This window comes from Mycobacterium sherrisii (assembly GCF_002102355.1).
GTDB lineage: Bacteria > Actinomycetota > Actinomycetes > Mycobacteriales > Mycobacteriaceae > Mycobacterium > Mycobacterium sherrisii.
This window is the reverse complement of sequence record NZ_LQPT01000028.1, coordinates 56,659-69,557: the sequence shown is the minus strand read 5'-3', so window position 1 is coordinate 69,557 and position 12,899 is coordinate 56,659. Positions and strand designations below refer to the sequence as shown.

Annotated in this window: 13 protein-coding genes; 7 read left to right on the top strand and 6 right to left on the bottom strand. The window is 65.6% G+C overall.

Features of this window, described 5'->3' with window-relative positions; translation table 11 throughout:
• Window positions 1-22: 22 nt before the first annotated feature.
• Window positions 23-790: a fructosamine kinase family protein gene (locus AWC25_RS05145; protein ID WP_069401607.1), complete on the bottom strand. Its 768-nt coding sequence runs from the start codon at window positions 788-790 to the stop codon at window positions 23-25.
• The gene (locus AWC25_RS05140) at window positions 787-2,448 is read right to left on the bottom strand and encodes an acyl-CoA synthetase (RefSeq protein ID WP_069401606.1); all 1,662 of its coding nucleotides are present in this window, start codon (window positions 2,446-2,448) and stop codon (window positions 787-789) included. The genes AWC25_RS05145 and AWC25_RS05140 overlap by 4 nt, the downstream gene beginning before the upstream one ends.
• Window positions 2,449-2,482: 34 nt before the next feature.
• On the opposite strand from AWC25_RS05140, the gene AWC25_RS05135 reads away from it, so the two are divergent.
• The gene (locus AWC25_RS05135; RefSeq protein WP_069401605.1) at window positions 2,483-3,346 is read left to right on the top strand and encodes a crotonase/enoyl-CoA hydratase family protein; all 864 of its coding nucleotides are present in this window, start codon (window positions 2,483-2,485) and stop codon (window positions 3,344-3,346) included.
• Window positions 3,347-3,413: 67 nt separating this feature from the next.
• Window positions 3,414-4,277: a hypothetical protein gene (locus tag AWC25_RS05130; protein WP_069401604.1), complete on the top strand. Its 864-nt coding sequence runs from the start codon at window positions 3,414-3,416 to the stop codon at window positions 4,275-4,277.
• Window positions 4,278-4,311: 34 nt separating this feature from the next.
• Here AWC25_RS05130 and AWC25_RS05125 read toward each other — a convergent pair whose 3' ends face one another.
• Genes AWC25_RS05125 through AWC25_RS05115 form a run of 3 tightly spaced genes read right to left on the bottom strand, consistent with a single transcriptional unit; the run spans window position 4,312 to window position 7,327 of the window.
• On the bottom strand, window positions 4,312-5,520 hold the full coding sequence (locus AWC25_RS05125; protein ID WP_069401603.1) for a cytochrome P450: 1,209 nt from the start codon (window positions 5,518-5,520) through the stop codon (window positions 4,312-4,314).
• Window positions 5,517-6,233, bottom strand: coding sequence for an acetoacetate decarboxylase family protein (locus tag AWC25_RS05120; RefSeq protein ID WP_069401602.1), 717 nt, complete (start codon window positions 6,231-6,233; stop codon window positions 5,517-5,519). The genes AWC25_RS05125 and AWC25_RS05120 overlap by 4 nt, the downstream gene beginning before the upstream one ends.
• A gap of 44 nt (window positions 6,234-6,277) precedes the next feature.
• Entirely contained in the window at window positions 6,278-7,327 is a 1,050-nt protein-coding gene (locus AWC25_RS05115; protein WP_069401601.1) for an LLM class F420-dependent oxidoreductase, read from the bottom strand.
• An 81-nt stretch (window positions 7,328-7,408) separates the two neighbouring features.
• Here AWC25_RS05115 and AWC25_RS05110 point away from each other — a divergent pair, with 81 nt between their 5' ends.
• The 4 genes from AWC25_RS05110 to AWC25_RS05095 are packed head-to-tail and all read left to right on the top strand — an operon-like array spanning window position 7,409 to window position 11,087.
• Window positions 7,409-8,407, top strand: a complete 999-nt coding sequence (locus AWC25_RS05110) for a Zn-ribbon domain-containing OB-fold protein (RefSeq protein WP_069401600.1) — start codon at window positions 7,409-7,411, stop codon at window positions 8,405-8,407.
• 15 nt (window positions 8,408-8,422) lie between these two features.
• Complete coding sequence (locus tag AWC25_RS05105) at window positions 8,423-9,487, top strand: thiolase domain-containing protein (protein ID WP_069401599.1); 1,065 nt, start codon at window positions 8,423-8,425, stop codon at window positions 9,485-9,487.
• Window positions 9,487-10,680, top strand: coding sequence for a thiolase domain-containing protein (locus AWC25_RS05100; RefSeq protein WP_085166441.1), 1,194 nt, complete (start codon window positions 9,487-9,489; stop codon window positions 10,678-10,680). Before AWC25_RS05105 ends, AWC25_RS05100 begins: the two co-directional genes overlap by 1 nt.
• The gene (locus AWC25_RS05095; protein ID WP_069401597.1) at window positions 10,680-11,087 is read left to right on the top strand and encodes a nuclear transport factor 2 family protein; all 408 of its coding nucleotides are present in this window, start codon (window positions 10,680-10,682) and stop codon (window positions 11,085-11,087) included. Before AWC25_RS05100 ends, AWC25_RS05095 begins: the two co-directional genes overlap by 1 nt.
• On the opposite strand, the gene AWC25_RS05090 is transcribed toward AWC25_RS05095, so the two are convergent.
• Window positions 11,084-11,608: a gamma carbonic anhydrase family protein gene (locus AWC25_RS05090; protein ID WP_069401596.1), complete on the bottom strand. Its 525-nt coding sequence runs from the start codon at window positions 11,606-11,608 to the stop codon at window positions 11,084-11,086. The genes AWC25_RS05095 and AWC25_RS05090 overlap by 4 nt on opposite strands.
• Before the next feature lie 117 nt (window positions 11,609-11,725).
• Here AWC25_RS05090 and AWC25_RS05085 point away from each other — a divergent pair, with 117 nt between their 5' ends.
• Window positions 11,726-12,898: a 3-ketosteroid-9-alpha-monooxygenase, oxygenase component gene (locus AWC25_RS05085; RefSeq protein WP_085166440.1), complete on the top strand. Its 1,173-nt coding sequence runs from the start codon at window positions 11,726-11,728 to the stop codon at window positions 12,896-12,898.
• The last annotated feature ends 1 nt before the right edge of the window (window position 12,899 follow it).

Below are 12,899 nucleotides of genomic sequence, written 5' to 3'. Positions count from 1 at the left end.
CGCTCAACAGTAGTCGCGGAGTTCAGCCGGCCAGGGCGGCGCGGGCAGAAGACGACACCTGTTGCACGTAACCGCCGCCGAACAGCACGACGTGGGCCAGCAGCGGATAGAGCTGATGCAGCCCGATGCGCTGGCGCCAGCCCGGCCGCAGCGGTCGCATGTCCTGGTAGCCGACGATGACGTGCTGGTAGTGCGGGCAGCCGAACAGGGCGAGCATCGCCAGATCGGACTCTCGGTGCCCGGCGTGCGCGGCCGGGTCGATCAGCACCACGCCGTCGGGCGTCCACATCACGTTGCCGCTCCACAGGTCGCCGTGCAGCCGGGCCGGCGGGTCGTCGTCGTCGAAGTCGCCCGCCCGGCAGCGCCGCATGACGGTGTCGAGGGCGGTGCGGGTCGCGGCGTCCAACCGCGGCGCGGCGCGCTCGGCCATCGGAGCCAGTCGCTCGTCGGCATAGAACTCCCCCCAGCGTGGGTGCGCCCGCAGCGACATCGGCAATGGCTGCGACAGCGGGCCGAAGAAGCCCGGACCGGCCCATCCGTCGGGACCGACGCCGAACGCCGGCGCGCCCGCGTCGTGTGTGACGGCCAGTTGGCCGCCGAAGGCGCGCGCCGCCGCCGGAGTGGGGCGCACCGTCGCGAGTCGGTCCAAGACGAGGCCGGACGCGTCCACCGATAGCACGTGCGCACACGGCACACCCCCGGCGACCTCGGACAGCCAGCGCAGGCCGGCGGCCTCCCAGGCGAAGTACCCGGCGGGAGCGTTGGGATTCCGTTTGGCGAAGTCGCTCAAGCGGTCACGTGCGCGGCGTGCACGTCATCGGCGGGCCGAGCCTCGGTCTGCTCCCTGGCCCACCGGTAATCCGGCTTCCCAGCGGGTGAGCGTTTGACCTCGTCGACCAGCCAAAGGCTGCGTGGCACTTTGTATCCGGCGATCTCGGAGCGGACGAACGCGTCGAGTTCGGCCAGCGTCGGCCGCGCTCCGGGACGAGCCTGCACCACCGCGGCGACATGCTGACCGAAACGCGGGTCGGGAACGCCCACCACCAACGCGTCGAAGACGTCCGGGTGGCCCTTGAGGGCAGCCTCGACCTCTTCGGGGTAGATCTTCTCGCCGCCACTGTTGATCGACACCGAGCCGCGGCCCAGCATCGTGACGGTGCCGTCCTCTTCGACCGTCGCGAAATCGCCGGGGATGGCATAGCGAACCCCATTGATGGTCTTGAACGTCTCGGCGGTCTTCTTCTCGTCCTTGTAATAGCCGACGGGAATGTTGCCCTTCTTGGCGATGAAACCACGCACCCCAGAGCCCGGCTTGACCTCGTTGCCGTCCTCGTCGAGGACGACGGTGCGGTGGTCGATCGTCACTCGCGGGCCGCCGCTGTGCGGGGCGTCCTTGGCGACGATGCTGGTGCCACCGAACCCCGTCTCGGACGAGCCGATGGAATCGGTGATGACCCGATTCGGCAGCAGCTCAAGGAACTTCTCTTTGATGCTCGGGGAAAACAGGGCCGCGGTGGAGGCGAGCAGGAACAGCGATGACAGGTCGTACTCGTTTCCGTTGTCCTGGTGGGCGAGCAAGGCGTCCAGCAGCGGCCGCGCCATCGCATCGCCGGTGAAGAACAGCAGGTTCACCTTGTGCTCGTGGATCGTGCGCCACACTTCGTCGGCGTTGAATTCCGGTGCCAGGACGGTGGTTTGGCCCGAGAAGATGGACATCCAAGTCGCCGACTGCGTGGCGCCGTGGATCATCGGGGGAATGGGGTAGCGCACCATCGGCGGGTTGGCCGCCGCGGCCTTGGCCAGATCGTACTCGTCTTTGACGAATTCGCCTGTCGCGAAGTCGGTTCCACCGAACAGCACTCGGTAGATGTCCTCGTGGCGCCACATCACGCCCTTGGGGAATCCGGTGGTGCCGCCCGTGTAGAGCAAGTAGATGTCGTCGGCGCTGCGCGGGCCGAAGTCACGTTCGGCCGAGCAGCCGGCGATGGCGGAGTAGAACTCGACGCCGCCGTAACGCTGGAAGTGGTTGTCGGGAACGTCCGAGCCGTCCTCGACTACCAGGACCGTCTTGACGTTCGGGGTCTCCGGCAGCACGTTGGCGACGCGGGCGGAGTATTGCCGCTCGTGCACCAGCGCGACCATGTCGGAATTGTCGAACAGGTAGCGCAGCTCGCCCTCGACGTACCGATAGTTGACATTCACCAGGATTGCGCCCGCTTTGACGATGCCGAGCATCGCAATCACGATCTCGATGCGGTTGCGGCAGTAGAGTCCGACTTTGTCGTCTTTCTTCACGCCCTGTTCGATGAGGTAGTGCGCAAAGCGGTTGGCCTTCTCCTCGAGCCCGGCGTAGGTGAGCTGGTCATCACCGCAGATGAGGGCGACGCGGTCTGGCACGGCATCGATGGCGTGCTCGGCGAGATCGGCAATATTCAGGGCCACGGCCACCAAATTAGAACGTGTTACATTTCTTGACAAGTTCATGCTCGATGGCGAGGGAAAGGCGGGACCCGTGGCCCCTGACAACGGCCAAGCGCCAGCAAAGGTGGATTCCGATCCTCAGCAGGCCGACGCGCTGGTGGAGCAGCGCGGCCACACCCTGATCGTGACCATGAACCGCCCGCACCGGCGCAACGCGCTGAGCACCGAAATGATGGAAATCATGGTGCAGGCCTGGGACCGCGTCGACAACGATGACGACATCCGCTGCTGCATCCTGACCGGCGCCGGTGGCTACTTTTGCGCGGGGATGGACCTCAAGACAGCAACGCAAAAGCCGCCGGGCGATTCATTCAAGGACGGCAGCTACGACCCGTCACGGATCGATGCGCTGCTCAAGGGCCGCCGGCTCAAGAAGCCGCTGATCGCCGCCGTGGAGGGCCCCGCGATCGCCGGCGGTACCGAGATTCTGCAGGGCACCGACATCCGGGTGGCGGGCGAAAGCGCCAAGTTCGGCATTTCCGAGGTCAAGTGGAGCCTGTACCCGATGGGCGGCTCGGCCGTGCGACTGGTGCGTCAGATCCCCTACACGGTCGCCTGCGACCTGCTGTTGACCGGCCGGCACATCACCGCCGCCGAGGCCAAGGAGATCGGCCTGATCGGCCACGTCGTTCCCGACGGACAGGCACTGGCGAAGGCGCTCGAGATCGCCGAGGTGATCGAGAACAACGGCCCGCTCGCCGTGCAGGCCGTGTTGAAGACCATCCGCGAGACCGAGGGCATGCACGAGGAAGAGGCCTTCAAACCCGACACCGCCAACGGCATCCCGGTGTTCTTGTCCGAGGACTCCAAGGAAGGGCCGCGCGCGTTCGCCGAGAAGCGCAAGCCCAACTTCAAAAACAGGTAGTCCCCGCGAGACCGGCGCCGCAGCTGCGTCGAACGCGGCTGTCGGCGCCCGGCGGCACACTTCCTGCGTGACTGCACCATTCCTCGGCAGCGAAGCACGGGCATCCGGCCAGGCAACGCGCCACGAGCTGCGCACCCGATTCGTCGCGATCTATCCCGACGTCTACGTGCCATCCGGATCTGCCCTCACCGCTGCGGTACGGGCCCGCGCCGCGTGGCTGTGGTCCCGTCGACGTGGCATCATCGCCGGGCATTCGGCCGCGGCACTACACGGTGCCAGGTGGGTCGACGACAGGGCGCCGGCTCAGTTACTGCATCAACATCGGCGGCCGCCGGCGGGAATTCACACCTGGCTGGATCGAGTTGCCGACGACGAAATACAGCTAGTCGAGGGGATGTCGGTAACCACCCCGGCTCGCACCGCCTTCGACCTGGCTTGCCGCAATCCGATCGGCAGAGCAGTCGCCGCAATCGACGCGCTAACAAGAGCTACGAGGCTTGACACCGCAAAGGTCGAACTACTCGCCGAACGCTACAAAGGGCACCGCAACATCAGGCGCGCCAGGCGAGCACTCAAGCTCGTCGATGCCGGGTCGGAGTCACCCCGCGAAACCTGGTTGCGGCTGCTGCTCGTCGACGCCGGTTACCCACGCCCGCGGACACAAATTCCTGTCTATGGCGAATACGGCGAGCTCGTGGCCGTAGTCGACCTGGGTTGGGAGGACATCAAACTCGCCCTCGAGTACGAGGGTGATCATCACCGGACCGATCGCAGGCAATTCACGCGGGACATCGCGCGTTTCGAGGCGCTGTCCGATCTCGGCTGGATCGTCATCCGGGTTACCGCCGACGACACACAGGGCGGAATTCTGCACCGAGTCGCTGCGGCCTGGGCCCGCCGAACGTGCTCTGGTGGCGGGAAAATCGCCTAAATCCCGCCACCAGAGCACGTTTGGCGAAAGGAGGTCAGCGCAGCGGCGCAGTCGGGGTGAATTCGACCGGCATCTGTTCCAAGCCGGACACGAAATTGGCCGGGCGCAACGGCAGCGGCGCGTCCGGGCTGGCCAGCCGCAGGTCGGGCAGACGCTGCAGCAGACGGCTCTGCATGATCGACAACTCCAAGCGGGCGAGCTGATTGCCCAGACAGAAGTGCGTGCCGAAGCCGAATGCCAGGTGATTGTTCGGGTAGCGCTCGATGTCGAACTTCTCGGGCTCGTCAAAGACCTTCTCGTCGAAATTCGCCGACTCGAACAGCAAGATCATCTTTTCCCCTGCACGCAACTGCGCGCCGTGGAACTCGGTGTCGGCGGTGACCGTGCGGGCCATGTTCTTCACCGGCGCGGTCCAGCGCAGCATCTCTTCGATCGCGTTGGGCAACAAGCTCAAATCGCTCGCCAGCCGTCGGTGCTGATCGGGGTGCAAAAGCAACTGCCGGGTGCCACCGGACAGGGTGTGTCGGGTGGTCTCGTCGCCGCCGATCAGCAACAGCAAGACCTCGGTGACGATCTGGTGGTCCTCCAGCCGGGAGCCTTCCACCTCCGCGTGTACGAGCACGCTGACCAGATCGTCTGTCGGCTCGGACTTGCGCGCCTCGATCATGCCCATCATGTATTGGCTGTAGGCGGCAAAGGCATCCATCGTGACCTGGACGTCGGCTTCGGCTGCGGTGCTGCTCAGCGCGCCGACCAAGTCGTCGGACCACTTCAGGAACATCTCGCGTTCCTCGGGTAGCACGCCGAGCATGTCGCCGATGACCGCCATTGGCAACGGCGCGGCCAGGTCCCAGACGAAATCGCATTCGCCGCGTTCGCACACGGCGTCGATCAGCGTGTCGCACAGCGAGGTGATCTTGGACTCCAGATCCTTGACCCGCTTGCGGGTGAATCCGGAGTTGACGAGCTTGCGGCGCAACAGGTGTTGCGGATCGTCCATCTCGATCATCATCTCGACACCGGGCTGGTCGGGGCGGATACCGCCGGCATTCGAGAACAACTCGGGGTGGCGCTCGGCCTCGATGACGGCCGGGTAGGTCGACGCCGCGGCCAGGCCGTTGCGATCCCTGAACACCGGCTCGTTCTCGCGCATCCACTTGTAGACCGACCGGGAGTCACCCGCGTAGAACGTCCCGTCGGTCAGGTCGACGTCGGGTTTGGTCTGCAGATCGGAAAGGGTCATGAGATCTCCTGGGCGTCGCCGAATGTCATCTGTACCTGGTCTGCCGAGCTGGACAGCAGTGCGCGCTTCGGAAGCCCCAGCGAGGCAAGCTCTTTCGCGTAGGGGTGATCGCCCAGTCGAACCCGTGCCCCACCAAGCCGCGTCCGCACGCCGTCGAGCGTGTGCTCGAACGCCGTCTCGCGGGTGATTCCGTCGCGGTGTGAGTAGCTGCGCTGGGCCTGCTGGCGCGGCATCAGCCGGATCGGCAAGCCGGGGCGAAAGTGCATCTCGATCACCAGTTGCCCGTCTATCGTGCACTCGAAGCCGAACTGGCGACCCTCCCGAATCGTGAAGTCCGCCATGACTTTCGGGTAACCCCAGATCTTCGTGCCGGCCTCCAGCGTGAACGGTTGATCCACGGGCAGGTGGTGGATGAACGCTCCGGCCGACCGCAGCGCCCGGGGCCCGCTGGCGGTCGACCCCGGTGCATTGACTATGACGCTGGTACCGAACTCGTAGTACTGCCCCAGGTCACCGTCGATGTAGTGCATCAGCATCAGGACCACGACCGTGCGGCCGGGCAGATACCGGCAGACCTGCAGGCCGCTGTAGTCGATCAGCCGCTGCCCGGCGTCGGCATCCACGGAGAACATCGCCATGTGCTGCGCGGCCTTGCGGATCCGCACCGGCATGGTAACCACGGTGCCGGCGATCACGTGCTGCGCAGCTGTCATCCGGTCAATCTAGAACCCGTTCTACTGACGGGGCAAGCCCCGCCCTAGATCAACGCGGCGAGGTCCCTTACCTGCTGCGGAGTGCGGCCCGACACCACCATCATGGTGACGCCGGCGGCTTCCCACGCCGCTATCTGCTTACGGACGTAGTCGATGTCGCCGACGATCATGGCGTCGTCGACGAGTTCGTCGGGGATGATCTCGGCGGCTCGTTCTTTGCCGTCCTTGCCGCCACTGCGGAACAGCTTGGTGACGTCCTCAACCACCTGCTGATAACCCATGCGGCGATAGACGTCGGCGTGGAAGTTGGTGTCCTCGGCGCCCATGCCGCCCATGTACAGCGCCAGATGCGGCTTGATCGCGGCGTGTGCGGCGGCCCGGTCGTCGGTGACCACGACCTGGGCGGTCGCGCAGATCTCGAAGTCCGCACGGGTGCGCCGGGCGCCGGGCCGAGCGAAGCCCTCGTCGAGCCACTCGTTGTACATGTCGGCCATCCGCGGGCTGTAGAAGATCGGCAACCAGCCGTCGCAGATCTCCGCGGCCAGCGCGACGTTCTTCGGGCCCTCGGCGCCGAGCATGATCGGAATGTCGGGCCGCAGCGGATGGGTGATCGGCTTGAGCGCCTTGCCCAGGCCGGTCGCCGGTCGCCCAGGCCCCTCCTTCAAGGGCAGCGGATAGTGGGGACCGTCGCTGGTTACCGGCTTCTCGCGGGCCCAGACCTGCCGGATGATGTCGATGTATTCGCGGGTGCGGGCCAACGGCTTGGGGAACGGCTGGCCGTACCAGCCCTCCACCACCTGCGGCCCGGACACACCGAGGCCCAGAATGTGCCGGCCGCCGCTGAGATGGTCGAGGGTCAGCGCGGCCATCGCGCAGGCCGTCGGCGTGCGGGCCGAGAGCTGGACGACCGACGTGCCCAGCCGCACCCGCTGCGTCGAGGAGCCCCACCAAGCCAGCGGGGTGTAGGCGTCCGAACCCCAGGCCTCCGCGGTGAATACGGCGTCGAATCCCGCGGCCTCGGCCTCGGCGACGAGTTCACCGGCATTGTCCGGCGGATGTGCGCCCCAATATCCGAGCTGCAAACCGAGCTTCATCTCTCCGCCTCTCCCGGCCGTGATGGATCCGATCCAAAGAAATATTTGAAACGATTCTTAGAACCTGTTCTACTCGAAGGCGTGACAGCCACTTCGAGCGGCCCGACCACGACCGATCACTCCGAGCCGCCTCTCTCAGCGCCGCTAACCCTGGCCTTCGACTACACCCGTTCAGTGGGTCCTACGCTAGGCAAGTTCTTCACCGCACTGCGCGAGCACCGCATCCTCGGGGTGCGCGGATCGGATGGCCGGGTGCACGTGCCGCCGGCCGAATACGACCCGGCCACCTATCAACCGCTGGGCGAAATGGTACCGGTCGCACCGGTCGGCACCGTGGTCTCCTGGACCTGGCAGACCGAGCCGTTGCCGGGCCAGCCGCTGTATCGACCGTTTGCCTGGGCGCTGATCAAGCTGGACGGAGCCGACACCGCGCTGCTGCATGCCGTCGATGCCGGCGACTCGAACAAGATCAAGACCGGCGCGCGGGTGCATGCGCACTGGGCCGACGAGACGGTGGGCGCCATCACCGACATCGCGTATTTCAAGCTGGGCGAGGGAAACGCTGCCGCGGAGCCTGAGGCCCCGCAGAGCGATCAGGACCCGGTCACCATGATCGTCACCCCGATCTCACTGACCATCCAGCACACCGCATCCCATGAGGAAAGCGCCTATCTGCGCGCCATCGCCGAAGGCCGACTCCTCGGCGCCAAGACAGGCGAGAACGGCAAGGTGTATTTCCCCCCGCACGGCGCAGACCCGGCGACCGGCCTGCCCACCACCGACTTCGTCGAACTGCCGGACAAGGGCACCGTGACGACGTTCGCGATCATCAACATCCCCTTCCAGGGCCAGCGCATCAAGCCGCCGTACGTCGCGGCCTACGTGCTGCTCGATGGCGCCGATATCCCCTTTCTGCATCTGGTCGCCGACATCGACGCCACCGAGGTGCGGATGGGCATGCGGGTGGAAGCGGTGTGGAAACCCCGTGAGGAGTGGGGATTTGGCATCGACAACATCGAGTACTTCCGGCCGACCGGCGAGCCGGACGCCGACTACGACACCTACAAGCACCACCTGTAAAGGGCCCCACTGCACATGAGCGAACGCAATGTTGCGGTCGTCGGCTTTGCCCACGCCCCGCATGTCCGCCGCACCGACGGCACCACCAACGGTGTCGAGATGTTGATTCCGTGTTTCGCCCAGCTCTATGAGGACCTCGGCATCAGCAGGACCGACATCGGATTCTGGTGTTCTGGATCCTCCGATTACCTTGCCGGACGGGCTTTTTCGTTCATCTCGGCCATCGACTCGATCGGCGCCGTGCCGCCGATCAACGAGTCGCACGTCGAGATGGACGCCGCCTGGGCGCTTTACGAGGCCTACATCAAGATCCTGACCGGCGAGGTCGACACCGCGCTGGTGTACGGATTCGGAAAGTCCTCGGCCGGGATCCTGCGCCAAATCCTGTCGCGGCAGACCGATCCGTACACCGTCGCGCCACTGTGGCCGGACTCGGTGTCGATCGCGGGATTACAGGCCCGCATGGGCCTCGAAAACGGCAAGTGGACCGACATCCAGATGGCCCGCGTGGCCTTCGACTCCTTCGCCAACGCCCGCCGCGTCGACCGGGTGGAGCCGCCGGTCAACGTCGAGGAACTGCTCGACCGCCCCTTTTACGCCGATCCCCTGCGTCGCCATGACATCGCACCGATCACCGACGGCGCCGCCGCGATCGTGCTGGCCGTCGACGACCGGGCCCGCGAACTGCGCGAAAACCCGGCCTGGATAACCGGAATCGAGCATCGGATCGAGACCCCGGTGCTGGGAGCGCGTGACCTCACCGACTCCCCGTCGACCAAGGCCGCGACCAAGGCGGCCACCGGCGGCACCACCGCTAACCTCGACGTCGCCGAGATCCACGCCCCGTTCACCCATCAGCACCTGATCCTGATGGACGCCATCAACATTCCGGGTAAGACGAACGTCAATCCGTCCGGCGGCGCACTGTCGGCCAATCCGATGTTCACCGCCGGGCTGGAACGCATCGGGTTTGCCGCACAACATATCTGGGACGGCTCGGCGAACCGGGTGCTCGCGCACGCCACCAGCGGGCCGGCGTTGCAACAGAACCTGGTCGCGGTCATGGAAGGAAAGAACTGATGGCCGGCGCAGGGGCGCACCTCGCCGCGGTACTGGGTACCGGGCAAACGAAATATGTGGCCAAACGCAAAGACGTTTCAATGAACGGCTTGGTGCGCGAGGCGATCGACCGTGCCCTACAAGACTCCGGCTCGACGTTCGACGACATCGACGCCGTGGTCGTCGGCAAGGCCCCGGACTTTTTCGAGGGCGTCATGATGCCCGAGCTGTTCATGGCCGACGCCATGGGCGCCACCGGCAAGCCCCTGATCCGGGTGCACACCGCGGGTTCCGTCGGTGGTTCGACCGCGGTTGTGGCCGCCAGCCTGGTGCAGTCCGGCAAATATCGCCGCGTACTGGCGATGGCCTGGGAGAAGCAGTCGGAGTCAAACGCCATGTGGGCGTTGTCGATTCCGATTCCGTTCATCAAGCCGGTGGGCGCGGGTGCGGGAGGCTATTTCGCCCCGCACGTCCGGTCCTACATCCGGCGATCGGGCGCACCGCTGAACATCGGCGCCATGGTCGCAGTCAAGGACCGGCTCAACGGCGCCCGTAACCCGCTGGCCCATCTGCACCAGCCGGACATCACCGTGGAAAAGGTGATGGAATCGCCGATGCTGTGGGACCCGATCCGCTACGACGAGACCTGCCCGTCCTCCGACGGTGCGGCCGCAGTCGTCATCGGCAACGAGGAGATCGCCGATGCGCATGCAGCGCAAGGACACCCGGTGGCGTGGATTCACGCGACCGCGTTGCGCACGGAGCCGCTGCAGTTCTCCGGCCGGGACCAGGTCAGTCCGCAGGCCGGCCGGGACGCGGCGGCCGCGCTGTGGGCCGCGGCCGGCATCAAGAGCCCGATCGACGAGATCGACGCCGCCGAGATTTACGTCCCGTTCTCGTGGTTCGAGCCAATGTGGTTGGAAAATCTGGGCTTTGCCGCCGAAGGCGAGGGGTGGAAGCTCACCGAGGCCGGTGAGACGAAGATCGGTGGACGGCTGCCGGTGAACCCCTCCGGTGGCGTGTTGTCGTCGAACCCGATCGGCGCGTCCGGCTTGATTCGGTTTGCGGAGTCGGCGATCCAGGTGATGGGCAAGGGAGGCGATCATCAGGTGCCCAATGCCCGAAAGGCGTTGGGCCATGCCTACGGCGGTGGTTCGCAGTATTTCTCGATGTGGGTTGTGGGTGCCGACAAGCCCCAAAAGGCAGGGGTGTGATGGCCGAGCATCCGGCGCACGAGGCCGGTCGTCGGTCCCGCGAGGCCGTGGCGGCCAGGGACAAGGATGCCTGGCTGGCGGTGTTCGCCGACGACGCGATCGTCGAGGACCCGATAGGTCCGTCGGTGTTCGACCCCGAGGGCGCCGGGCACCGCGGCCATGCCGCGATCGCGGCGTTCTGGGACAAGGCGATTGCCCCGACGACCAAGATCGAGTTCGTTTTCCGCGACACCTATCAGTGCGGCAACGAGGAAGCCAACGTCGGGCACATTCTCATTACCACCGGCGAATACCAAACGACGGCCGAAGGCGTGTTCACCTACAAGGCCGACGATCAGGGCAAGTTGGTGGCGTTGCGCGCGTATTGGGAGATGGAACGGGCCGCCGCCAACACCCGCAAGATTTAAATCGCCTCCAGCCCGGCGACGTGTCGCTGTGCCAGGTCGCGATAGGTCTGCGGGTTGAGGTTGACCCAAATTTCCGCGCCGGTTCCCGCGATCGGTCCCTTGATTTGCGCCGGCGCCCCGACGACCAGCACGCCCGAGGGAATCTGGGTGCCGGCCGTCACCAGCGAGTGCGCCGCGATCAGGCTGCGTGCCCCGATGACCGCCCCGTCCAGCACGGTGGCGTGGTTGGCGATCAGTGCCTCGGCGCCGACGTGCGCGCCATGCACGACGCACAGGTGGGCGACCGTCGCGCCCGGTCCGATATCGACCGGAATTCCGGGCGTCGCGTGCAAGACCGAACCGTCCTGCACGTTGGCGCCCTCGCGCACCACGATCGGCCCGAAGTCGCCGCGCAGGACGGCGTTGAACCACACCGACGCGCCGGCTTCGACCGTGACGTCGCCGATCAGGGTCGCGGTCGGCGCCACGAAGGCCGTCGGATCGATCCGCGGGGCGCGCCCCTCGAAAGCAAACAGCGGCATCGTCTAGATATACCCCAGCCGGAATATCCCGTGGTTAACGCCACTCTCATTGCGCGGCGACGGGGCAAAACTGTAACGTGTTCTAGTTAGAGGGCACAACGTTGGAGGTGACAGGTGATGACTACCGACACCAAAGCGGTCGGCATCCGGGAGATAGATCCCGGCGCCTTGCCGACCAGGTATGCCCGGGGCTGGCACTGCCTGGGTGTGGCGAAAGACTTCCAGGACGGCAAGCCGCACTCGATCCAGGCGTTCGGCACCAAGCTGGTGGTGTTCGCCGATTCGCATGGGGACATCAAGGTTCTCGACGGTTACTGCCGGCACATGGGCGGTGACCTGTCCGAGGGCACCATCAAGGGCGACGAGGTCGCCTGCCCATTCCACGACTGGCGCTGGGGTGGCGACGGCCGCTGCAAGCTGGTGCCCTACGCCAAGCGCACGCCCAAGACCGCCCGCACCCGCGCCTGGACGACCGACGTGCGCGGTGGCCTGTTGTTCGTCTGGCACGACCACGAGGGCAATCCGCCGGATCCCCAGGTGCGAATCCCCGAGATTCCCGAGGCCCACTCCGACGAGTGGACCCAGTGGCGATGGAACCGCATCCTGATCGAGGGATCCAACTGCCGGGACATCATCGACAACGTCACCGACATGGCGCACTTCTTCTACATCCATTTCGGCTTGCCGACGTACTTCAAGAACGTCTTTGAGGGGCACATCGCTTCGCAGTACCTGCACAATGTGGGCCGGCCGGACGTCAACGATCTCGGAACTTCGTACGGTGAGGCGCATCTGGACTCCGAAGCGTCCTACTTCGGGCCGTCGTTCATGATCAACTGGCTGCACAACAGCTACGGCGGCTACAAGGCCGAGTCGATCCTGATCAACTGCCACTATCCGGTGACGCAGAACTCGTTCGTGCTGCAGTGGGGCGTGATCGTCGAAAAGCCCAAGGGCATGGACGAAGAGATGACGGACAAGCTGTCGCGGGTGTTCACCGAGGGCGTCAGCAAGGGCTTCCTGCAGGATGTCGAGATCTGGAAACACAAGACCCGGATCGACAACCCGCTGCTGGTCGAGGAAGACGGTGCGGTGTACCAACTGCGCCGCTGGTATCAGCAGTTCTACGTCGATGTCGCCGACATCGAGCCGGAGATGGTCGAGCGCTTCGAGATCGAGGTGGACACCAGCCGCGCCAACGAGTACTGGAACGCCGAGGTGGAGCAGAACCTGAAGGCGCGCGATCTGGAATCGCCGGCCGCCGAAGACGTTCCGGCCAAACAGCACTGAT